Source organism: Lysobacter sp. DMC97 (genome assembly GCF_056313745.1).
The window spans coordinates 397,855-419,449 of record NZ_JBQUZR010000005.1 but is presented as its reverse complement, the minus strand read 5'-3'; the positions used below and the strand labels follow the sequence as shown (position 1 = coordinate 419,449).

Annotated in this window: 18 protein-coding genes; 7 read left to right on the top strand and 11 right to left on the bottom strand. The window is 70.8% G+C overall.

Features of this window, described 5'->3' with window-relative positions; all coding sequences use genetic code 11:
• Positions 1-4: 4 nt before the first annotated feature.
• The gene (locus ACT53Q_RS13485; protein WP_476187156.1) at positions 5-403 is read right to left on the bottom strand and encodes a hypothetical protein; all 399 of its coding nucleotides are present in this window, start codon (positions 401-403) and stop codon (positions 5-7) included.
• Entirely contained in the window at positions 400-2,274 is a 1,875-nt protein-coding gene (locus tag ACT53Q_RS13480) for a DegV family protein (RefSeq protein WP_476187155.1), read from the bottom strand. The genes ACT53Q_RS13485 and ACT53Q_RS13480 overlap by 4 nt, the downstream gene beginning before the upstream one ends.
• Positions 2,275-2,415: 141 nt before the next feature.
• Between ACT53Q_RS13480 and ACT53Q_RS13475 the strand changes: the two genes are divergently transcribed.
• Positions 2,416-2,706, top strand: a complete 291-nt coding sequence (locus tag ACT53Q_RS13475) for a hypothetical protein (protein WP_476187154.1) — start codon at positions 2,416-2,418, stop codon at positions 2,704-2,706.
• A 13-nt stretch (positions 2,707-2,719) separates the two neighbouring features.
• Entirely contained in the window at positions 2,720-3,529 is an 810-nt protein-coding gene (locus ACT53Q_RS13470) for a M90 family metallopeptidase (RefSeq protein ID WP_476187153.1), read from the top strand.
• Positions 3,530-3,571: 42 nt separating this feature from the next.
• Here the strand turns inward: ACT53Q_RS13470 and ACT53Q_RS13465 are convergent, their stop codons facing one another.
• From ACT53Q_RS13465 to ACT53Q_RS13435, 7 genes are all read right to left on the bottom strand, one after another.
• Positions 3,572-4,984, bottom strand: a complete 1,413-nt coding sequence (locus ACT53Q_RS13465; protein WP_476187152.1) for an ATP-binding protein — start codon at positions 4,982-4,984, stop codon at positions 3,572-3,574.
• 102 nt (positions 4,985-5,086) lie between these two features.
• Complete coding sequence (locus ACT53Q_RS13460; protein WP_476173290.1) at positions 5,087-5,773, bottom strand: response regulator transcription factor; 687 nt, start codon at positions 5,771-5,773, stop codon at positions 5,087-5,089.
• A 165-nt stretch (positions 5,774-5,938) separates the two neighbouring features.
• Positions 5,939-6,310: a hypothetical protein gene (locus tag ACT53Q_RS13455; protein WP_476187151.1), complete on the bottom strand. Its 372-nt coding sequence runs from the start codon at positions 6,308-6,310 to the stop codon at positions 5,939-5,941.
• Between the two features lie 154 nt (positions 6,311-6,464).
• On the bottom strand, positions 6,465-7,376 hold the full coding sequence (locus ACT53Q_RS13450; RefSeq protein ID WP_476187150.1) for an arginine deiminase-related protein: 912 nt from the start codon (positions 7,374-7,376) through the stop codon (positions 6,465-6,467).
• The gene (gene dusA / locus ACT53Q_RS13445; RefSeq protein ID WP_476187205.1) at positions 7,376-8,326 is read right to left on the bottom strand and encodes a tRNA dihydrouridine(20/20a) synthase DusA; all 951 of its coding nucleotides are present in this window, start codon (positions 8,324-8,326) and stop codon (positions 7,376-7,378) included. The genes ACT53Q_RS13450 and dusA overlap by 1 nt, the downstream gene beginning before the upstream one ends.
• Positions 8,327-8,544: 218 nt before the next feature.
• Positions 8,545-10,419: a M56 family metallopeptidase gene (locus ACT53Q_RS13440; protein ID WP_476187149.1), complete on the bottom strand. Its 1,875-nt coding sequence runs from the start codon at positions 10,417-10,419 to the stop codon at positions 8,545-8,547.
• A complete protein-coding gene (locus ACT53Q_RS13435) occupies positions 10,412-10,792 on the bottom strand; it encodes a BlaI/MecI/CopY family transcriptional regulator (RefSeq protein WP_476187148.1) in 381 nt (126 codons plus the stop codon). The genes ACT53Q_RS13440 and ACT53Q_RS13435 overlap by 8 nt, the downstream gene beginning before the upstream one ends.
• Positions 10,793-11,027: 235 nt before the next feature.
• Here ACT53Q_RS13435 and ACT53Q_RS13430 point away from each other — a divergent pair, with 235 nt between their 5' ends.
• Positions 11,028-11,909 carry a 2OG-Fe(II) oxygenase gene (locus ACT53Q_RS13430; protein ID WP_476187147.1) on the top strand — a complete coding sequence of 294 codons (882 nt, stop codon included), beginning with the start codon at positions 11,028-11,030 and terminating at the stop codon, positions 11,907-11,909.
• 66 nt (positions 11,910-11,975) lie between these two features.
• On the opposite strand, the gene ACT53Q_RS13425 is transcribed toward ACT53Q_RS13430, so the two are convergent.
• Positions 11,976-14,387: a Tex family protein gene (locus ACT53Q_RS13425; protein ID WP_476187146.1), complete on the bottom strand. Its 2,412-nt coding sequence runs from the start codon at positions 14,385-14,387 to the stop codon at positions 11,976-11,978.
• A gap of 258 nt (positions 14,388-14,645) precedes the next feature.
• Positions 14,646-17,849: a bifunctional proline dehydrogenase/L-glutamate gamma-semialdehyde dehydrogenase PutA gene (gene putA, locus ACT53Q_RS13420; protein WP_476187204.1), complete on the bottom strand. Its 3,204-nt coding sequence runs from the start codon at positions 17,847-17,849 to the stop codon at positions 14,646-14,648.
• Between the two features lie 289 nt (positions 17,850-18,138).
• On the opposite strand from putA, the gene coxB reads away from it, so the two are divergent.
• Genes coxB through ACT53Q_RS13400 form a run of 4 tightly spaced genes read left to right on the top strand, consistent with a single transcriptional unit; the run spans position 18,139 to position 21,572 of the window.
• A complete protein-coding gene (gene coxB, locus ACT53Q_RS13415; protein ID WP_476187145.1) occupies positions 18,139-19,146 on the top strand; it encodes a cytochrome c oxidase subunit II in 1,008 nt (335 codons plus the stop codon).
• A gap of 29 nt (positions 19,147-19,175) precedes the next feature.
• Entirely contained in the window at positions 19,176-20,792 is a 1,617-nt protein-coding gene (gene ctaD / locus ACT53Q_RS13410; RefSeq protein WP_476187144.1) for a cytochrome c oxidase subunit I, read from the top strand.
• 34 nt (positions 20,793-20,826) lie between these two features.
• Positions 20,827-20,964 (top strand): hypothetical protein, encoded by a 138-nt coding sequence (locus ACT53Q_RS13405; protein WP_476187143.1) that lies wholly within the window; start codon positions 20,827-20,829, stop codon positions 20,962-20,964.
• Positions 20,961-21,572, top strand: coding sequence for a cytochrome c oxidase assembly protein (locus ACT53Q_RS13400; RefSeq protein ID WP_476187142.1), 612 nt, complete (start codon positions 20,961-20,963; stop codon positions 21,570-21,572). The genes ACT53Q_RS13405 and ACT53Q_RS13400 overlap by 4 nt, the downstream gene beginning before the upstream one ends.
• Positions 21,573-21,595: the final 23 nt, after the last annotated feature.

Genomic DNA, 21,595 nt, shown 5'->3' with positions numbered 1-21,595 from the left:
CCCGTCAGGCCGTCGTCGTCATGCGCTGCCGTGCGTGTCGTCGCCGTAGTGCATGGCCGATGCCGCCGGCCAGCAGCGCCGCCAGCGGGATCATCAGCAGCGTCAGCGACGTGAACAGCAGCAGCACGATCCACGCGCGGCTCTCGCCGCTGCCGAAGGCGTATGCGTAGCCGAGCATGCCGACCCACGCGCCCGGCAGTGCCGGCAATGAGGCGATCACGCCGTTGCGGAAGGCGAGGACGGCCATCGGCAGCGCCAGTACGGCCTGGCAGAGGTAGAAGCCCGCGCTGTCGTCGAAGGGCTCGAAACGGCCGGTGGCGAGTCGCACGCTCCACCAGCTCGCGGGGCCCAGCAGCAGGCCGAGCGCGAACGCCGCGAGCAGCGTCCGCGGGCGGCCGTTCATTCCGCCACCGGCTGCACCGCCGCCACCAGCGTGCCGCGACCGGCGTGCGCGCCGACGGCGGGGCCGGTCTCGACCAGATGCGCGGCGTCGATGCGCAGCCGCGCGCACAGCGCGTCGCGCAGGCGTTCGCCGTCGGCGCGGGCGTCGCAGTGGCCGACGATCAGGCGCAGCGGCGTGCCGGAGCCCAGCGCGCGAGTGGCGCGTTTCGCCACGTAGCGTGCGAACGCTTCCGGCGCCTTCGCCTTCGCGAACAGGCCGCCGGCCACGGCCAAGCGGCCGTCGGGTTTCATCTTCGCGACCGGCGTGAGCCCGGTGAAACGCACCGCCGGTTCCGCCCACTTCGGGATGCGGCCACCGCGCACCGCATGGGTGATGTCGCGCGCCATCGCCCACGTCAGCGTGCGCGGACGCAGGCGTTCGAGCTCGCGCAGGATCGCCGCCGCGTCGGCGCCGGCCTCGGCCAGTTCCGCCGCGCGCCATGCCAGCAGCGCCTGGCCGCCGGCGACGTTGATGCTGTCGAACACCCGCACCTTGCCGTCGCCGCCGCGCGCCGCCGCGTGCTCGGCCGACTGCAGCGTGCCGGACACCGCGCGCGACAGGCCGACGTAGACCACCGCCGGATGATGCGCGCCGAGGAATTCGAAACTGCGCCGGAAATCGCCCGGCGGCGGCTGGCTGGTGCGCGGCAGTTCGCGCGCCTGCGCCATGCGCCGGTAGAACTCGCCGGTGGCCAGGCCGATCTTGTCGAGATGGTCGCGACCGTCCAGGTTCACCCGCACCGGCACGACGTGGATGGCGAACCGTTCGGCGATGGCCTCGGGCAGGTCCGCCGCGCTGTCGACCACGATCGCGACGCGGTCGCCGTGGTCGACGCTGCGTGCCTGCAGCAGCATGTCGTCGGCCTTCATGCCTTCGACCGTCGCGAACGCCGCGCAGGCGTCGAACAGCGCCTGCGGCGCACCGACGTGCGCATGCACGCGCATGCGCGTGGCGCCGCCGGCCAGCACCATGGAATCGGCGCCGATCGCGTCCAGCGCCGCCCGCAGCGCCGCGCGCTCGATCGGCGCGTCGCGCTCGGCGTCGGCGATCAGCAGGCATTCGGTGCACCAGCGACGCTCGGGATCGACCTCGTCGTGCGGCGGATGCGGCGCGTCGTCGTGCGCGCCGACGCTCTCGTTCGCCGCGCGCAGCACGCCGCGCACGCGCAGTGCGCGCGGGCCGCCTTCGACGAACTCGGCGATGCCTTCCAGCAGGTCGACGAAGCCCTGCGCACCGGCATCGACCACGCCGGCGTCGCGCAGTGCGGCCATCTGCTCGGGCGTGCGCGCCAGCGCGCGGCGCGCCTGCGCCAGTGCGCGTGCGAAGCTGGGGCGCGGATCGCCGCGCAGCTCGGTCGCGGCTTCTTCCAGCGCGTCGGCGAAGCTGTCGATCACGCTCAGGATGGTGCCTTCGACCGGATGCGCCAGTGCGCCGCGGGCGCTGGTGGCGCCGTGGCGGACGGCGGCGGCCAGCGCCGCGGCGTCCAGCACCGGACTGCTGCGCGCGTGTTCGGCCACGCCATGCAGGAACTGGGCGAGGATCGCGCCGGAGTTGCCGCGGGCGCCGTCGATGGCGTCGTCGCCGATCCGCCGCAGCAGTTCGCCGATGTGGCGGCTGCGTCGGCTCAGCGCGCCGTTGAGCAGACTGCCGAGGGTGAAGGCGAGGTTGTTGCCGGTGTCGCCGTCGGGCACCGGGAAGACGTTGATCTTGTTCAGCCCGTCGCGGGCGGCGATCACCCGGCGGGCGCCGGCGATGAGCGCGCGGCGCAGGGCTGGGGCGGTGAGGGTCGAGGCCGGGGACGGGCCCGGCGGGTCGGGGGCGTTGGCGTTCACGGCGGGAGTCTGCCGCAAGCCGAGGGGCGGTGGCTGCTGCGTTGCAGCAAGCGGCCGTTCATCTTTCGGCCAGCCCCGGACGGTCACATGCAGGGTATAGTCGACGTCTTGTTCGGGCCCTCTTCCTTCTTGGACGCCGCCATGCGCCGCTCCCGTTTCGTCCTGCCGACCCTCCTGGTGCTCGCGCTCGTCAGCCTGCCGGTGGCCGCCCGCACGGCACCGCTGGCCTCGGCCAACGGCGAAACCAGCGAATGCCCGGACGTCGCGCCCGCCGACGCCGACAACGACCCGGCGCCCGCGAACAAGCCCGCGGCCAAGCGCGGCAGTGCCGCGCCGGCGACCGGCAAGCCGCGTCCCAGCGCCCGCAGCGGCGATTCGCTGCAGGTCCGCGGTCCGCGCTGGCACCGCTTCCTGCCCGGCATGTTCCGCTGATCCGGACGCCAGCTTGCGCTGGTTCCGCGACCGCTTCTCCCGTCCCGACCCCGTCATCGACCCCGAGCGCTGGGCGCGCGTGCGCGCCACCGTGCCGTGGGTCGCTGCACTCGACTCCGTCCGCGACGCCCGACTCGCCGGCCTCGCCGCGCGCTTTCTCGCCGCCAAGACCCTCACCCCGGTCGGGGACCTGACGCTCGACGACGACCGGCGCGCGATGCTCGCCGCGCTGTGCTGCCTGCCTTTGCTGGAGTTCGGCACCGACGGCCTGCGTGGCTGGTCGCAGCTGATCGTCTATCCCGAGGCGTTCAAGATCGAGCGCCGCTACAGCGACGTCTACGAGACCGACGGCTTCGAGCTGGTGGAGGAGGGCGTCGACGAAGTGGACGGCGAAGCCTGGGAGCACGGGCCGCTGGTCCTCTCGTGGGCCGACATCGAACACGAACTGCAGCATCCCCGCGACGGCCGCTGCCTCGCGGTGCACGAGATGGCGCACAAGCTCGACGTGCTGGAAGGCGGCTTCAGCGGCACGCCGCCGCTGCCGCGCGAGTGGCGCCGTGCCTGGGTGCAGGATTTCGAGGCCGCCTACGACGCCTTCGCCGAGCGCGTCGACGCCGGCCGGCGCACCGCGATCGACGCCAGCGCCGCGGAGGCGCCGGAGGAATTCTTCGCGGTGTGCAGCGAATACCACTTCAGCGCGCCGGGGCGGCTGCGGCAGGCGCTGCCGACGGTGGCTGCGCACCTCGAACGTTTCTACGGCCCGTCGCCGTTCGCGAAATCCGCGGTCGCGACGGCCACGACCGACGTCGTCACGGACACTTGATCAGAGGTACCTGCTCACGATCGCCTGATAGCAGTCGCCTGATCACAGGCCCGGCGGCAGCGTGACCTCGAAGCGGGCGCCGCCGAGCTCCTCGGAATCGCCGACCACCAGCGCACCGCGATAGCTGCGCACGATGTCCTGCACGATCGCCAGGCCGATGCCGTGGCCCTGCACGCGCTCGTCGCCGCGCACGCCGCGCTGCAGCACGTGCGCGATCTTTTCCTCGGGGATGCCCGGGCCGTCGTCCTCGATCATCATCACCAGCCCGGGGCGGCGGTGCGTGGCGGTGGCGCCGGTCTTCACCGTCAGCAGCACCCTTGACCGCGCCCACTTGAACGCGTTTTCCAGCAGGTTGCCGAGCAGTTCCTGCAGGTCGCCCTTCTCGCCGTAGAAGCGCGCGTCCGGGTCGATCTCGAATTCGCAGAACACGCCCTTCGCGGCGTAGACCTTTTCCAGTCCGCGCACGATTTCCTCGGCGTCGGGTTCGATCGGCATCGGCGCGGCGAACAGTTTGTGGCCGCCGGACGCCGCGCGGCTGAGCTGGTAGCCGACGAGGTCGTTCATGCGCCGCAGCTGCTGGTCGAGGTCGCTGCGCAGCTCCGCGTCGGACGCGTCGCTGTCGAGCCGTGCACGCAGCACCGCCAGCGGCGTCTTCAGGCTGTGCGCGAGGTCGGCGAGGATGTTGCGCTGGCGCTCGAGGTTTTCGCGCTCGCTCTCGATGAACGCGTTGATGCTTTCGGTCAGCGGCTCCAGCTCGCGCGGGTGGCGCTCGCTCATGCGCGTGCCGATGCCGCGCTGCACGCGCTTGAGCTCGTCCACCACGCGGCGCAGCGGCCACAGGCTCCAGCGCACGATGATCAGCTGCAGCGCCAGCAGGAACACGCCGACCGCGCCCAGGTAGCTCCACAGCGCGCGCCGGAACACGTTGAGCTGGCTCTGCAGGCGCGCGGTGTCCTCGACGATGTAGATCGTGTACGACATCTCGTCGGCGAGATCGTCGCCGGGCCACACCAGGCCGTAGCCGAAGCGGTAGACGCGGGCGCGCTGGCCGTTGGCGCGCACGATGTCGATCGGCCCGTCGAACACCTGCTGGCCCGGCGCCAGCATCTTCACCGGCGGCAATTCCGGGCCCTGCGCGGATTCGGATTCCCACACCACGAACGGCAGCACGATCTGCGCGTACAGGCCGCTGCCCGGGCGCTTGAGGCGCGGGTCGGGCAACTGGCTGTCCATCGGCGGCACGAGGTCGCCGCCGCGGCCGAATTCGGTCTTGCCGGCGAAGTCCAGCGCGTAGTCGCGCAGACGATCCTCGAGGATGTTCTCCGCCGTGTTGACGAACGCATGATCCAGCGCGTAGCCGGCGAGCGCGAGGAAGGCGAGCAGGCCGAGGCTGGTCGCGAGCAACTGCCGCGTCTGCAGCGAGCGCGGACGCCAGAAGCGGTCACGCGCCGGCATGGCGGTGCATCCCTGTGGTCGTGCGCGCCGCCGTGCGGACGACGGACGCGACGACGCCGCGCGTCATCGGCGCGGCGTCGGGGGCGGGGCAGGCGTCGGGATTCAATTGTCGCCGGTACGCGCGATCGCGAAGCGGTAGCCGCGGCCGCGCACGGTCTCGATCGGCTTGAGCGCCCCGTCGGGGTCGAGTTTCTTGCGCAGGCGGCCGATGAAGACCTCCAGCACGTTGGAGTCGCGGTCGAAGTCCTGCTGGTAGATGTGCTCGGTCAGGTCGGCCTTCGAGACCAGCTCGCCGGCGTGCATCATCAGGTACTCCAGCACCTTGTACTCGTAGCTGGTCAGGTCGACGTTGCTGCCGTTGACGCTGACGGTCTGCGCGGCGAGATCCAGGGTGACCGGGCCGCATTCCAGCGAGGGCTTGCTCCAGCCGGCGGCGCGGCGGACGAGGGCGTTGATGCGCGCCAGCAGTTCCTCGACGTGGAAGGGCTTGATCAGGTAGTCGTCGGCGCCCTGCTTCAGGCCTTCGACCTTGTCCTGCCAGCTGGTGCGGGCGGTGAGGATCAGCACCGGGAACTGCTTGCCTTCGGCGCGCAGGGCCTGGATCAGCTCCATGCCGGACATCTTGGGCAGCCCGAGGTCGATGATGGCGACGTCGAACGGCACTTCGCGGCCCATGTACAGGCCTTCTTCGCCGTCCTGTGCGGTGTCGACGGCGAAGCCCTCGCGTTTCAGGCGCGCGGCAAGGGTTTCGCGGAGGGGGGCTTCGTCTTCGACGAGGAGAATGCGCATCGAGAGCTCCTGGTGCGGCGGGGGGCCGGCAGTTCGTTCAGGAACGGAGCATAGCCGCGGCCGATGGCCACCGGGAGCGGCGGGTCGGACCTGTTCAGATTTCGCTTATTCGCGGGAAAAACGCCGGGAACGACGTGCGAATCGCACGATCCCGGTGTTGCCGGTTCAACGCTCGCCGCGGGGGTGGCGCGGTGGCGGCTGGTCGCGGTTCTGGCCGCGCGGCGTGTCGGCGGCGGGCTGCGGATCGTCCATGAAGACGCGGACGCGGCCATCGTCGCCCACGGCCTTGATGCGGGTCACGTCGCGGCCGTCGAACTGCATGCGCTCGGCGCTGAGGACCTGGCCGCGATTGGCGCGCTCGAAACGGCGGACCGCATCGGAGACGGCATCGTTGCTGCTGTTGCCATTACGCGCGGTGTCCGCCTGCGACTCGTCCTGGCGGCCGTGTCCGCCTTGCTGGGCGGCGGCGGGCAGGGTGGCACCGGCCAAGGCGACGGCCAGCACGGACAGCGACAGGCGGCGGGACGGGAGCGACATGGGCGACACTCGGAAGCGGGTCGGGCGATCGACGGAACACATCATCGCGCGTTGGAAGGGCATTCTCGAAACCGGGCGGTGAATCCGTCCTTAACTTTTTCTTACGGGCCGACGACGCCTCGCCGGGGTTCAGCGGGCGGGCACGCGTGGCCGCTCAGAACACTTCGCCGACGCAGCAGCGCAGCGACCCGCCCGCGGCCTCGATGGCGTCCAGCGCCACGGTGCGGACGCGGAAGCCCGCGGTGTCCAGCGCAGCGCGGGTGGCGGGCGTCAGCGCGGCCCCGGCGATGGCGCTCATCCACACGCTGTCGTCGCGCAACGCGATGGCATTGCCGGCGAACGCGGCGCGTTCGTGCGCGTCCAGCGGGATGACGTGCGGGCCGTACAGCGCCCGCAGCGCGGCGACGGGCGCCCCGTCGGCGAAACCGTCGGGGCAGACCAGCGCGGCCCGCCCGGCCAGCACCGCCAGCACCACGTTCACGTGGTACTCGCCGGGGGCGAGGTCGAACAGCAGGGTCGCGCGCAGGCCGAAGGCGGCATGCATCAGCCGCGCCCCGGCCTCGTCGCAGCGCTCGGACAGCCCGCAGAACCCCAGCCCGCGGGCGCGGTCGATCGCCAGCGCGCCCGTGAGTTCGCAGGGATGGGACTGAGAGGACAGGTCGATCTCCGTCCGGCCCAGCGTGTCGGTGAAGAAGCGGCGGATGTCGGCGCGCGTGGCTTCGCGCTGGCGCACGGGATGGCGCATGCGGCCGATGATCGACCGTCCCGGCGCGGTGGCGAAGACGTTGTTCGGGAAGACCGCGTCGGGCGTGGCCGGGTCGCCGGCGAAGCAGACCACCGGCAGTTCGGTCGACAGCGCGCGCTGCAGCTCGCGGTGCTGGGCGGAGGCGCGGCCGGCGTCGAAAGCCTCGGCATCGGCCATGTAGCGGTTGTCGCTGGCGGACTCCGCGGCCCGCCCGAAGCCGTCCGGCGCGACCAGGAACGCCGCCCGCGAGGTGGCCGGGCCGGCGTCCGGCGCGCAGCCGCGGGCGAAGGCGAGGAAGGCGTCGACGTCGCGGGTGAGCATCAGGCGGCGCGCTCGTGCGCGGCGTCGGTGGGCACAAGCGCCCGTTCGACCAGCGCCCAGTCGGCGCCGGGGCGGTGCGCGCCTTCGCTGAGGATCTGCCGGAACGCGCGGCCGCCGCGCTGGCCCTGGAACAGGCCGAGCACGTGCCGCGTGAGGTGCTTCAACGCGACGCCCTGCGCGAGCTGCGCCTCGACGTAGGGCCGCCACGCGCGCAGCAGCTCGCCGCGGCTGCGGAGCGGGCCGTCCCACCACGCCGCGTCGAGGCGATGCAGCAGGTACGGGTCGTGGTAGGCGGCGCGGCCCAGCATCACGCCGTCGACCAGCGCCGCCTGCGCGGTCGCGGTGTCGAGGTCGGCGATGCCGCCGTTGATCGCGATCTGCAGCGCGGGACGTTCGCGCTTGAGCCGGTGCGCCCAGTCGTGGCGCAGCGGCGGCACTTCGCGGTTTTCCTTCGGCGACAGCCCCTGCAGCCAGGCGTTGCGCGCATGCACGATCACGTGCGCGCAGCCGGCCTCGGCGATGGCGTCGACGAAGCCGAGGAAGCGGTCCCAGTCGTGGTCGTCGTCCACGCCCAGCCGGCATTTCACCGTGATCGGCGTGTCCGGCGCGGCCGCGATCATCGCGGCGACGCCCTCCGCGACCAGCGCCGGTTCGCGCATCAGGCAGGCGCCGAAGCGGCCGGCCTGCACGCGGTCGGACGGGCAGCCGCAGTTGAGGTTGATCTCGTCGAAGCCGTGGTCGGCGCCGATCCGCGCGGCGGCGGCGAGCAGCGCCGGATCGCTGCCGCCGAGCTGCAGCGCCACCGGATGCTGGGTGTCGTCCTTCGCCAGCAGCTTCGCCCGGTCACCGTGCAGCACTGCGTTGGCGTGCACCATCTCGGTGTACAGCCGCGCATGCGGCGCGAGCAGCCGGTGGAAGTTCCGGCAGTGCGTGTCGGTCCAGTCCATCATCGGCGCCACGGACAGGCGCAGGGCGTCGGGGGCGATGGTGCGGCCCGGCGGTGTGCGCGTCGTGGGAAGGGCGTCCGGAGTGGGCATCGGGGCGTGGGGCGGGCGGCGGGGCGTGGCCCCTGCCGGCGCCGTGCGCCGCACGGGGCGGCGCACAAGGATACAACGCGCGACTTCGACGGCCGTGGCGGGCCGGGCGAGGCGCGCCCGGCCCCGTGGCCTCACTGCCGCGTCGGTGCCGGCGTCGCCAGGCCTTTCGCGAAGGCGTCGTCGATCAGTCGGCGGGTGCGGGCTTCGGCGTCCGCGGCGGTGCGCTCGATGCGGTCGCCGAGGGCCTCCATGTCCTTGCCGATCGCTTCCATCGGCTGGCCGGCGGCCTCCATCTCGCGGCCGATCGCTTCCATCGGCGCGGTGCGCGCTTCGATCCGCTCGCCGGCGGCTTCCATGATCTCGCCCTGGTGCTCCATCTCGCGGCCGAGGCGTTCCTGTTCCGTCGACAGCGTTTCCATCTGCGCCTGCAGGCGATCGCGTTCGGCGTCGTCGGCGCCGGCCATGCGCGCGCCGAGCGCGCCCTGCTGTTCGCCAAGCGCCTGCATGCGTTCGCCCAGACGCTCCATTTCGACCCGGGCGGCCTCCATTTCCGGCGGCTGGACGACCTCCACCTGCAGCGCCTGCATGCGTGCGCCGAGCGCCTGCATCTTCTCCTGGTGCGGCTGCATGCGCGCGCTCAGCGCCTGCATCTGCGCGCTCAGTTCGCGCGTTTTCGCCCAAGCGGCGTCGGCCTGCGCGAGCGTGGCGGTGTCGCGCACCACGTAGGCCTTGCCGTCGCGGCGGAACCACAGGAAATCGCCGTCGATGCCGCGTCGTGCCGCTTCGATGTCGTCGTTGTCGCGATCGTCGTGGCTGCCCGACATCGTCATGCCGTCCTCGCCCTTGCGGACCAGCGCATAGGCGGTCTGGTCGTGGCGGTCGTCGGCGCGGACGATGGTGCGCGTTGCGGCGACGTATGACGTGTCCGGTGACGCGGTCACCGAGGCGTTCACCGGCGCAGTGCCGTGCGATGCAGCTGCGGGTGCCGGCTTCGGTGCGAGGTGCGCGTGGGCGTAGAACGCGCCCGCGGCCACGGCGAGGCCGAGCAGGGGCGGGAGCACGGCGCCGCCGATGGCGCGGCGCGAGGGGCGGACGAGACGCTGGATGCGGGACATGAGATGACCTCCGTGCGCGGCTTGCGCGAATGCGGGGAGCGGGAAGGGCGATCGCGGCGCGGCGGCGAGACGATCGAGTTGCGCGAGGGCGACGGCGAGGCGGCGGCCGTCGCCCAGCGCGGTGGCGGCGAGATCGTCGGCGACGAGTTCGCGTTCGATGCGGATGCGGTGCGACAGCCACCACACCACGGGGTGATAGAACAGCAGCGTCTCGACCAGCCGCTGCAGCAGGTTGACCAGATAGTCGTGGCGGCGGACGTGGGCGAGTTCGTGCGCCAGCAGCGCTTCCAGCAGGTCCGCGGGCATGTGCATCGCGACGGCCGCGGGCAGCAGGATCACCGGACGCCACCAGCCCGCGGTCGCGGGGCCGTCGCCGTCGGCGGTCAGCCGCAGCGCGACCGCGCGGCGCACGCCGAGGCGGCGGGCGAGGTCGTCGACCCGCGCCTGCCACGGGCCGGCCTCGTTGCGCGCGTCGCGGCAGAGGCGATGCAGCCACAGCGCGCCGCCCAGCATCCGCAGCGACAGCAGGCCGGCGCCGGCGGCCCACAGCGCCACCAGCCAGGCCATCGAGGCCGGCGGCGGCGTCGGCAGGGTGAAGACGACGCCGGCGTGCAGTGTCTGCGTGGCGATGGCGAGCGCCGGGATCGCCATCGACGGTGTGCCGGCCGGCATCGGCGCATCGCCGACCGAACCGATCGCGAGCACGAACCGGGCGATCGGCAGCAGCGCGCACGCCAGCAGCGCGAGGCAGGCCACGGCGTAGCGCAGCTGCGGCCGGGCATTGCGCAGCAGCGTCAGCGCCAGCCAGGCCAGCAGGCCGATGAGCGCGCCCTGCCAGATGAAATCGATCAGGACGCGGGCGAGAACCGGGACGAAGGCGGCGTCAGACATCGCGGGTGTCCTCCAGGAAGCGCTGGATTTCCTCGCGTTCGGCATCGCTGACGCTGCCGCTGCGCAGCGCCGCCATCACCAGGTCCTTGCCGGAGCCGGAGAACGCCTTGTGGATCAGGTCGTCCAGCAGCCGCGTCTGCAGCGAGTCCTGCGGCTGCGCGGCGGCGTAGACGTGCGAGCGCTGGCTTTCGTCGCGGGTCAGCAGGCCCTTGCCGTGCATGATCTGCATCAGCCGCAGCACGGCGGCGTAGGCGAGGTCCGGGCGTTCCTGCTGCCGGGCTTCGTGCACCTGCTTGACGGAGGACGGGCCGAGTTGCCACAGCGTGTGCAGGAGCTCGAGTTCGGCCGGCGTGGGGCGGGGCGTGCGGGACATGCGGGCGTCCTGGGCTGGGTTCGATCTGGACTGATTCGTCTGGACCGGTTTGTCTAGACTATGTTGTCTAGACTGGATTGTCTAGAACATTTTGTCTAGGTCCATTCGTCACGGCTCGACCGGGCGGAGTCCTGCGTTCCGGCCGGCGGTCCGGCGACGGGTTTTCGTTATGCTGGCGGCCCCCGCGCAGCGCGTGCAGGCACGGGCCTGATGGCGGGGATTCGAGGGAGAAAGGATGTTCAACGCCGACTATCGCGAGATCAGGCAGTGGCTGGTCGAGCAGATTCGCGCGGGCCAGCCGGCCGAAGCGCTGCTGCGGTCGATGCGGGACCGCGGCTGGAACCGTGACGTGGCCATGGGCCTGATCGCCCAGGCGATGTCGATCCGCGCCAGTGCCGACGCCGCCGCGCAGGCGACCGCTGCGCCCGCCGCCGCGACGCCGGCCGCGCTGCCGCGCCGGGCCGAGATGCCGAGGCCGATCGTCCCCGAGGGCGCGATGCACGTGGACCTGGGCGACCGGCAGGTGACGGTCATGGCCGCGATCGACGCGCCGGAAGTGATGCAGTTCGACGGCTTCCTCAGCGATGCCGAATGCGATGCGGTGATCGACCTCGCGCAACCGCGCATGCAGCGTTCGCTGACCGTCGACATCGAGACCGGCGAAAGCCGCAAGGACCTGGTGCGGACCAGCCGCGGCATGTTCTTCACTCGCGGCGAGACGGCGCTGGTACGCACGATCGAAGCGCGCGTCGCGCGCCTGCTGGCGTGGCCGGTGGAGCGCGGCGAGCACCTGCAGGTGCTGCACTACCGCCCGGGCGACCGCTACGAACCGCACTACGACTATTTCGATCCGAACGGCCCCGGTGCCGGAGCGGTGCTGGCGCGCGGCGGTCAGCGCATCGCGACGTTCCTGATGTACCTGCGCGAACCCGAACGCGGCGGCGAGACCACGTTCCCCGATCTCGGCATGCGCTTCATGCCCAAGCGCGGCAGCGCACTGTTCTTTTCCTACGAGCAGCCCGACCCGCGCACGCGCACGCTGCACGGCGGCGCGCCGGTGATCGCCGGCGAGAAATGGGTGGCGACGAAGTGGCTGCGCGAGGGCCACTTCGAGTAGGCAACGCTTCGAGCAGATCGACACGCCCCGCACAGCGGCGGGGCGCATCGACTGTAGCGCGTTGCCTCAGCGTTTCAGCGCACGCAACGCATCGGCCATCGCGGTGTTCGCCGGCGGCGCCGACTGGCCCGGGCGCGGCTTCGTACCCTGGCCGCCGCGGGCATCGCGGCCCTGCGGACGATTGTTGCGATCGTCCGGGCGACCCGCACCGCGCGCGTCGTCGCGCTTGCCGCCGCGGGCTTCGCCCGGCACGTCGTCGAGGCGGCGGGTGAGGGCGATGCGCTTGCGCGGCACGTCGACCTCCATCACCTTCACCTTCACCACGTCGCCGACCTTCACCACGTCGCGCGGGTCCTTCACGAACTTCTCGGCGAGCGCGGAGATGTGCACCAGGCCGTCCTGGTGCACGCCGATGTCGACGAACGCGCCGAACGCGGCGACGTTGGTGACCACGCCTTCCAGCACCATGCCCGGCTGCAGGTCGGCGATCTTCTCGATGCCTTCGGCGAAGCGTGCGGCCTTGAACTCGGGACGCGGGTCGCGGCCGGGTTTTTCCAGTTCCTTGACGATGTCGCGCACGGTCGGCAGGCCGAAGCGCTCGTCGGTGAACTGTTCGAGCTTCAGGCCGCGCAGTGTCGCGCCGTCGCCGATCAGCTGCGCCACCGGGCGGCCGCAGTTCTTCACGATGCGTTCGACGACGGGATAGGCCTCGGGATGCACCGACGAGGCGTCCAGCGGTTCGTCGCCGCCGGCGATGCGCAGGAAGCCGGCGCACTGCTCGAACGTCTTCTCGCCGAGGCGTGGCACCTTCAGCAGTTCGCGCCGCGATTTGAACGCGCCGTTCGCGTCGCGCCACACCACGATGTTCTCCGCGACCGACGCCGAGAGGCCGGACACGCGCGACAGCAGCGCGGCGGAGGCGGTGTTCACGAACACGCCGACCGCGTTCACGCAGTCCTCGACCTTCGCGTCCAGCGCGCGGGCGAGCGCGTAGGGATTCACGTCGTGCTGGTACTGGCCGACGCCGATCGCCTTGGGCTCGATCTTCACCAGTTCCGCCAGCGGATCCTGCAGGCGTCGTGCGATCGACACCGCGCCGCGCAGGCTCACGTCGAGGTTCGGGAATTCGCGCGCCGCGAGTTCCGACGCCGAATACACCGACGCGCCGGCCTCGCTCACCACGACCTTCGTCAGTTTCAGCTCCGGATGCTTCGCCATCAGCTCGCCGGCCAGCTTGTCGGTCTCGCGCGAGGCGGTGCCGTTGCCGATGGCGACGAGTTCGACGTGATGCACGGCGCAGAGCTTCTTCAGCGTCGCGATCGACGCGTCCCACTGCCGCTTCGGTTCGTGCGGATAGATCGTGTCGGTCGCGACGAGTTTGCCGGTGGCGTCGACGATCGCGACCTTCACGCCGGTGCGCAGGCCGGGGTCGAGGCCCAGCGTCGCGCGCGGGCCGGCGGGCGCGGCCAGCAGCAGATCCTTGAGGTTGTCGCCGAATACCGCGATCGCTTCGTTCTCGGCCTTCTCGCGCGCGGCGGCGACGAGGTCGAGCGAGAGGTTCGTCAGCAGGCGCGCGCGCCACGCGAGGCGGCAGGTGTCGGCCAGCCACTTGTCGGCGGCGCGTCCCTGCGCGGCGATGCCGAACGTCAGCGCGACGCGGCCTTCGGCGTAGGCGTGGCCCTGCTCGACGTCCATCGTCGGTTCGAGGTCGAGCGACAGCATTTCCTCGCGCCGGCCGCGCAGCAGCGCGAGCATGCGGTGCGAGGGAATGCCGGCCAGCGCTTCGCTGTGGTCGAAGTAGTCGCGGAACTTCTCGCCCGCGGCTTCCTTGCCCGGCAGCACCTTCGCGCGCAGCACGCCCTTCTGCTGCAGCCACGTGCGCAGTTCGCCGACCAGCGCGGCGTGTTCGCCGATGCGTTCGATCAGGATCGCGCGTGCGCCATCGAGCGCGGCAGCCGCGTCGGCGACGCCCTTGTCCGCATCGACGAACGCCGCGGCACGCACGTCCGGCGCGACCGTCGGGTCGGCGAGGATCGCATCCGCCAGCGGCTCCAGCCCGGCCTCGCGCGCGATCTGCGCCTTCGTGCGCCGCTTCGGCTTGTACGGCAGGTATAGGTCTTCGAGCCGCGCCTTGCTGTCGGCGGCGAGCACGTCGTCGAGCAGTGCTTTCGTGAGTTTGCCCTGCTCGGCGATGGAGGCGAGGATCGCGTCGCGGCGATCTTCCAGTTCGCGCAGGTAGACCAGCCGCGATTCGAGATCGCGCAACTGCGTGTCGTCGAGCCCGCCGGTGACTTCCTTGCGGTAGCGCGCGATGAACGGCACGGTCGCGCCTTCGTCGAGCAGGCCGACCGCCGCGCGCACCTGCGCCGGCTGCGCGGCGATCTCGGTGGCGATGGTGTCGGCGATGGCGGCCGCGATCGCGGCGGCGGGACGGACGGGAGCGGGCAGTGACTCTGGCGTTGCGGCGGTGCTGGACATCGGGACTTCGCGGTTGGACGTTGTCCTTCGATTGTCACCGCCGCGCGCAGTGCGGACCAGACTGGCGCCGGCGCGGGGGATGTGTCAGGCATTGGAGGCAATCGCAGGGTCTGTCATTCCAAGCGCAGCGAGGGAGCGGTTTTGGTCCGGGCGCGCAACCCATCTCGCGAAGAAGCAGGTCCCTCGCTGCGCTCGGGATGACAAAAACAAGGGCCGCTTGCGCGGCCCTCGTCGTCGCTGCGTCGATGGTGGGCGACGTCAGTCGCCCAGCGTCAGCAGCGAGGCGTTGCCGCCCGCCGCCGTCGTGTTCACGGTGACGGTCTTCTCGGTGGCGAAACGCGGCAGGTAGTGCGGGCCGCCGGCCTTGGGGCCGGTGCCGGAGAGGTTCTGGCCGCCGAAGGGCTGCACGCCCACGACCGCGCCGATCTGGTTGCGGTTGACGTAGATGTTGCCGACCTTCGCGCGCTGCACGATGCGGTCGATGGTCTCGTCGATGCGCGAGTGGATGCCGAGCGTGAGGCCGAAGCCGGTGGCGTTGATGGTGTCGACGACCGCGTCGAGCTGGTCGGCCTTCCAGCGGATCACGTGCAGCGCCGGGCCGAAATTCTCGCGGGTCAGCTGCGACAGCGACGTGAGTTCCCACGCGCGCGGCGCGAAGAACGTGCCGTGCGCGACACTGTCGTCGGTGGCGGCGACCGCGATCTGCTTCGCGGTCGTCGCCATCTTCGCGGCGTGGTCTTCCAGCAGGGCCAGCGCGTCGGCGTCGATCACCGGGCCGACGTCGGTCGACAGAAGGCCGGGGTCGCCGACCTTCAGTTCGGCCATTGCGCCGGCGAGCATGTCGACGACCTTGTCGGCGATGTCTTCCTGCACGAACAGCACGCGCGCGGCCGAGCAGCGCTGGCCGGCGGAGGTGAAGGCGGACGAGATCGCGTCCTTCACCAGTTGCTCCGGCAGCGACGAGGAGTCGGCGATCAGCGCGTTCTGGCCGCCGGTCTCGGCGATCAGCACGCCGATCGCGCCGTCGTGCGCGGCCATGGCGCGATTGATCGCGCGCGCGGTGTCGTTGGAACCGGTGAACGCCACGCCGGCGACGCGCGGGTCACGGGTCAACGCGGCGCCGACAGTGGCGCCGTCGCCGGGCAGGAACTGCAGCACGGCCTCGGGGATGCCCGCTTCGTGCAGCAGCTTCACCGCGGCGAAGCCGATCAGGTTGGTCTGTTCGGCCGGCTTGGCGATCACGCTGTTGCCTGCGGCCAGTGCCGCGGCCACTTGGCCCATGAAGATCGCCAGCGGGAAGTTCCACGGCGAGATGCAGACGAACACGCCGCGACCGGACAGCTGCAGCGTGTTGGATTCGCCGGTCGGGCCGGGCAGGGCCTCGGGCGCGAAATGCTTGCGCGCCTGGCCGGCGTAGTAGCGCAGGAAATCGACCGCCTCGCGCACTTCGGCGATGCCGTCGGACAGGGTCTTGCCGGCTTCCTTGGTGCACATCGCCATGTAGGTCGCGATGCGCGATTCGAGCAGCGTGGCCGCGTGTTCGAGGATCGCGGCGCGGCTGGCGGCGGGCGTGGCGTCCCAGGCGGGCTGCGCGGCGACGGCGTTCTTCAGCGCCTGCTCGACGGTCGCGGCATCCGCCGGCAGCCAATGGCCGACGGTCTCGCGGCGGTCGGCGGGGTTGGTGACGGCGATCTTCTCGCCCGATGGCTGCGCGCCCGGCACCAGCGGCGCGGCGGTCCAGGTGCCGGCGCCGGCGTCGTTGATGCGCTCGGCCAGCGCGTGCAGCGCGGCGTCGTTGGCGAGGTTGATGCCCATGGAATTGTCCCTCTCGTGGCCCTGGCTGCGGTACAGGTCCACCGGCAGCGCGATGCGCGGATGCGGAATGCTCTCGAACCCCGACACGGTCTCGACCGGATCGCGGACGAGGTCCTCGATGGCGACGGCCTCGTCGGTGATGCGATTGACGAAGCTGGAATTGGCGCCGTTCTCCAGCAGGCGGCGCACGAGGTACGGCAGCAGGTCCTCGTGCGAGCCCACCGGCGCGTACACGCGGCACGGCACGTTCAGGCGATCGGCCGGCACGACCTCGGCGTACAGGTCGTCGCCCATGCCGTGCAGCTTCTGGAACTCGTACTTCGACGCCGCGTTGCCGGCGGCGGCGTCCGCGCCCAGCAGCACCGACGCCATGCGGTGGATCGCGGCGATGGTCTGCGCGTTGTGGGTCGCGAACATCGGGTAGACCGCGTCGGTCGCGCCCAGCAGGCGGCAGGCGCAAGCCTGGTACGACACGTCGGTGTTCGGCTTGCGCGTGAACACCGGGTAGCCCGGCTGGCCGTCGACCTGCGCGCGCTTGACCTCGCTGTCCCAGTACGCGCCCTTCACCAGCCGCACCGGGATGCGGCGACCCAGCGCGCGCGCCTGCGCGGCGATGTGGTCGATCACGAACGGCGCGCGCTTCTGGTAGGCCTGCACCACGATGCCGAAGCCGTGCCAGCCGGCCAGCGAAGGATCCGCCAGCACGCCGAAGATCAGGTCCAGCGACAGTTCGAGGCGATCGGTCTCCTCGGCGTCGATGGTCAGGCCGATGCCGTAGCCCTTCGCCAGCTGCGACAATTCCAGCAGGCGCGGGCCGAGTTCGGCGAACACGCGCGCGCGCTTGGCGTGCTCGTAGCGCGGGTGCAGCGCGGAGAGCTTGACCGAGATGCTCGGCGCCACGAAGACGTCGCCGCCGGCGAAATTGCCGCTGCGGCCGATCGCGTGGATCGCCTGGCGGTAGGCTTCGAGGTAGCGCAGGGCGTCGCGGGTGGTCAGCGCGCCTTCGCCCAGCATGTCGAAGGAGTAGCGGTAGGCGGCGTTGGCGCCCTTGCGGCTGCGCGCGAGCGCCTCGCCGATCGTGCGGCCCATCACGAATTGATGGCCCATGATCCGCATCGCCTGGCGCACCGCGAGCCGGATCACCGGCTCGCCGACGCGGCCGATCAGGCGCTTGAAGGCGTTGTGGACGTCGCGCTTGGTGTCGTCGGCCAGGTCGACCAGCGTGCCGGTCAGCATCAGACCCCAGGTCGAGGCGTTGACCAGCACCGATTCGGACTGGCCGAGGTGGCGCTTCCAGTCGGCATCGCCCAGCTTGTCGCGGATCAGCCGGTCGGCGGTCTCCTGGTCCGGGATGCGCAGCAGGGCCTCGGCCACGCACATCAGCAGCACGCCTTCCTCGCTGCCGAGATCGTACTGGCGCATGAAGGCTTCGATCGCGCCCTGGTCCTGCGCGCGGGCGCGGACCCGGCGGACCAGGTCGGCCGCGGTGGCCTGGATGGCGGCGCGATCGGTTGCGCTCCAGTCGGGATGGGGCTGGCGGGCGACAGCCAGCAGTTCGCGGACGTGCAGGGCTTCGTCGCGGACCCAGGCCGCGGTGATCGCGGCGCGGAACGGGCCCGGGACGGCCGGCAATTCGGGGGTGAGCAGGGCGTTCACGGCGGTCCGGAGGACGGCGAGGCGCGGATACTAGCAGTGCCGCCGGGGCGTTTCACACCCCTACGCAGGCGGATGGGCGCGCCGGTTCGGCTTGCCCGTCGCCGCAGCGAACGGCTACCATTCTCAAGTTTCCCGGGCGCCGAACCGCGGCCGGCCGGGCATCCGCCCGCGTCCGCCGCAGGTGTGGCGCATTCCTGAAAATATTTCGAGAAGATCGATTTCCGTCGGGAGTCGATCGGAACCGGCTCTCCGGAGTCGAGACAGCTTGGGGTTCTGGACCATGGTGCAAACGCGTGCGGGTGGGACGAAGGGGAGCCGGACGTTGCTGGCGGGTGCGTGCGCATCCCTGGCCGCGGTGCTGGCGCCGGTGGCGGCGATCGCGCAGTCCACCGAGCCGAAACCCTGGCAGCTCAACATGGGCAAGGGCGCGACCGCGATGTCGGAGAACGCCTACGACGCCCACATGCTGGCGCTGTGGATCTGCTTCGGCATCGGCGTGGTGGTGTTCGCGGCGATGATCGTCGCGATGGTCAAGTTCCGTAAGTCCAAGGGCGCCGTGCCGGACGTGAACTTCACCCACAGCACCCGCCTGGAGATCGTCTGGACCGTGGTCCCGGTGCTGTTGCTGATCGTCATGGCGGTGCCGGCTACCCACAAGATCTTCGCGATGTACGACCTGCGCGAGTCGAAGATGACGGTGAAGATCACCGGCTACCAGTGGCTGTGGAAGTACGAGTACCCGGGCGAGAAGCCGGGCGACACCGTCGCCTTCACCAGCCGCCTGGACCGCAAGAGCGACGAGATTCGCCAGAGCGGCGTCGACGCGCGCACCGCCAACCACCCGGAATACCTGCGCGACGTCGACAATCCGCTGGTCGTGCCGGTCGGCACCAAGATCCACTTCCTGATCACCGCCGACGACGTCATCCACTCGTGGTGGGTGCCGGCGCTGGGCTGGAAGCAGGACGCCATCCCGGGCCTCGTCAACGAAGCCTGGACGCAGGTCGACCAGCCGGGCCTCTACCGCGGCGTCTGCGCCGAACTGTGCGGCAAGGACCACGGCTTCATGCCGATCGTGGTGAAGGCCGTGCCGAAGGCCGAGTTCGACACCTGGCTGGCCGCCGAGCGCGCGAAGAACGCGCCCGCCCCGGCGCCCGAAGCCGCCCCGGCCGCGCCCGCCGACGGCGCCGCCCCGGCCGATGCCAAGCCCGCCGCCGAAGCCGCCGCCCCGGCCACCGCCGACGCCGGCCAGAAGAATGCCGCAGCCGCCGCTCCGTCGGCCGGCTGATCGCAGCTCCTTTTCCGAGGTACACGTCCATGGCAACCACCCACGCCGATCTCGACCACGGTCACGACGCCCACGGCCACAAGCAGGGCTTCGTCGAGCGCTGGTTCTTCTCGACCAACCACAAGGACATCGGCACGCTGTACCTCGTGTTCAGCTTCGTGATGTTCATCATCGGCGCTGCGATGTCGGTGGTGATCCGCGCCGAACTGATGCAGCCGGGCCTGCAGTACGTGAAGCCCGAGTTCTTCAACCAGATGACCACCATCCACGCGCTGGTCATGATCTTCGGCGGCGTGATGCCGGCGTTCGTGGGCCTGGCGAACTGGATGGTGCCGCTGCAGATCGGCGCGCCCGACATGGCGCTGCCGCGCATGAACAACTGGTCCTTCTGGATCATGCCGTTCGCGTTCGCGCTGCTGCTGATGACCTTCTTCCTGCCGGGCGGCGCCCCGAGCGGCGGCTGGACCCTCTACCCGCCACTGTCGCTGCAGAGCAACAGCCTGTCGTTCGCGATCTTCGCCATCCACATGATGGGCATCAGCTCGATCATGGGCGCGATCAACATCATCGCGACCATCCTCAACATGCGCGCCCCGGGCGTCGACCTGCTGAAGATGCCGATCTTCTGCTGGACCTGGCTGATCACCGCCTTCCTGCTGATCGCGGTCATGCCGGTGCTGGCCGGCGCGGTGACGATGCTGCTCACCGACAAGTTCTTCCTGACCACCTTCTTCAGCGCGAAGGGCGGCGGCGACCCGGTGATGTTCCAGCACATCTTCTGGTTCTTCGGGCACCCCGAGGTCTACATCATGATCCTGCCGGCGTTCGGCGTGGTCTCGGAGATCATCCCGACCTTCAGCCGCAAGCCGCTGTTCGGCTACCAGGCGATGGTGTACGCCACCGCGGCGATCGCCTTCCTCTCGTTCATCGTGTGGGCGCACCACATGTTCACCGTCGGCATGCCGATGGGCGGCGAGATCTACTTCATGTTCGCCACGATGCTGATCTCCGTGCCCACCGGCGTGAAGGTCTTCAACTGGGTGACCACGATGTGGCGCGGCTCGATCTCGTTCGAGGCGCCGATGAAGTGGGCGATCGCGTTCGTGATCCTGTTCACCATCGGCGGTTTCTCGGGCCTGATGCTCGCCATCGTCCCGGCCGACTCGATGTACCACGACACCTACTTCGTCGTGGCGCACTTCCACTACGTGCTGGTGACCGGCGCGCTGTTCGCGATCATCGCCGCCGTGTACTACTGGTGGCCGAAGTGGACCGGCCGGATGTACAGCGAGAAGCTCGCCTCGTTCCACTTCTGGTGGTCGGTGGTGTTCGTGAACCTGCTGTTCTTCCCGCAGCACTTCCTCGGCCTGGCCGGCATGCAGCGCCGCGTCCCCGACTACAACGTCGTGTTCGCCGACTGGAACCTCGTCAGCTCGATCGGCGCGTTCGGCATGTTCGTCACGCCGTTCATGATGGCCTACGTGCTGCGCCACTCGCTGAAGCACGGCGCCAAGGCCGAGGCCCGCGCGTGGGAAAGCGCCAAGGGCCTGGAGTGGACCGTGCCGTCGCCGGCGCCGCACCACACCTTCGAGACGCCGCCGGTGATCGGTGCGGGCGACCTCGCCCACGGCGACATCACGCACTGACGTCCTGATCGCACGCACTGGGCACATCATCGCCATGACCACGCAGCCGCACCTGCCCGAAGACCAGATCGCCGCCCGCCGCGCCTCCGCGCGACGCACGGCGCTGCTGTTCGCGGGCATCGCGGCCGCGTTCTACGTCGGCTTCGTCGTGCTGAACGTGGTGATGAAATGAGCACGGCACCGCACACGCCGCGCTCCCGCCGGTTCGGCCTCGGCGCCATGGTCGCGGTGGCGGTGGCGGCGTTCGGTTTCAGTTTCGCGCTGATCCCGCTGTACCGCATCGCCTGCGAGAAGGTGTTCGGCATCCGCCTCGAACAGGGCCCGGGCGACGCGCGCGCCGCCGAACAGGCCGGCAAGGGCGGGCGTTCCGATCGCCTGATCACCGTGACCTTCGACGCCGGCGTCAATTCGAAGCTGCCGTGGGAGTTCTCGCCCACCCGGCGCAGCATGAAGGTGCGTCCCGGCGAGCTGTACGAGACGACCTACCACGCCCGCAACACCAGCAACCGCGCCATCGTCGGCAGCGCCACGCCCTCGGTCGCGCCGGCGCTGGGTTCGAAGTACTTCATCAAGACCGAATGCTTCTGCTTCACCGCGCAGACGCTCGCCGCGGGCGAATCGCGCGAGATGCCGGTCCGCTTCATGATCGACCGCGATCTGCCGGACGATCTGAACAGCCTCACCCTGTCGTACACCTTCTTCAAGAACGACCTGCTCACCGCGCGCCTGACCGAGGCGAAACCGGGCGGGTCTGCCGCCGCGCCCCGCAGCGCGCCCTGATCCCTTTCGACGCATCTTCCCCG

Bases quoted from the DNA above. Each gene is read 5' to 3' on its own strand.
- ACT53Q_RS13485 (WP_476187156.1), bottom strand. From the start codon at position 403: ATGAACGGCCGCCCGCGGACGCTGCTCGCGGCGTTCGCGCTCGGCCTG.
- ACT53Q_RS13475 (WP_476187154.1), top strand. From the start codon at position 2,416: ATGCGCCGCTCCCGTTTCGTCCTGCCGACCCTCCTGGTGCTCGCGCTC.
- ACT53Q_RS13465 (WP_476187152.1), bottom strand. From the start codon at position 4,984: ATGCCGGCGCGTGACCGCTTCTGGCGTCCGCGCTCGCTGCAGACGCGG.
- ACT53Q_RS13460 (WP_476173290.1), bottom strand. From the start codon at position 5,773: ATGCGCATTCTCCTCGTCGAAGACGAAGCCCCCCTCCGCGAAACCCTT.
- ACT53Q_RS13455 (WP_476187151.1), bottom strand. From the start codon at position 6,310: ATGTCGCTCCCGTCCCGCCGCCTGTCGCTGTCCGTGCTGGCCGTCGCC.
- ACT53Q_RS13450 (WP_476187150.1), bottom strand. From the start codon at position 7,376: ATGCTCACCCGCGACGTCGACGCCTTCCTCGCCTTCGCCCGCGGCTGC.
- dusA (WP_476187205.1), bottom strand. From the start codon at position 8,326: ATGATGGACTGGACCGACACGCACTGCCGGAACTTCCACCGGCTGCTC.
- ACT53Q_RS13440 (WP_476187149.1), bottom strand. From the start codon at position 10,419: ATGTCTGACGCCGCCTTCGTCCCGGTTCTCGCCCGCGTCCTGATCGAT.
- ACT53Q_RS13435 (WP_476187148.1), bottom strand. From the start codon at position 10,792: ATGTCCCGCACGCCCCGCCCCACGCCGGCCGAACTCGAGCTCCTGCAC.
- ACT53Q_RS13430 (WP_476187147.1), top strand. From the start codon at position 11,028: ATGTTCAACGCCGACTATCGCGAGATCAGGCAGTGGCTGGTCGAGCAG.
- ACT53Q_RS13425 (WP_476187146.1), bottom strand. From the start codon at position 14,387: ATGTCCAGCACCGCCGCAACGCCAGAGTCACTGCCCGCTCCCGTCCGT.
- coxB (WP_476187145.1), top strand. From the start codon at position 18,139: ATGGTGCAAACGCGTGCGGGTGGGACGAAGGGGAGCCGGACGTTGCTG.
- ctaD (WP_476187144.1), top strand. From the start codon at position 19,176: ATGGCAACCACCCACGCCGATCTCGACCACGGTCACGACGCCCACGGC.
- ACT53Q_RS13405 (WP_476187143.1), top strand. From the start codon at position 20,827: ATGACCACGCAGCCGCACCTGCCCGAAGACCAGATCGCCGCCCGCCGC.
- ACT53Q_RS13400 (WP_476187142.1), top strand. From the start codon at position 20,961: ATGAGCACGGCACCGCACACGCCGCGCTCCCGCCGGTTCGGCCTCGGC.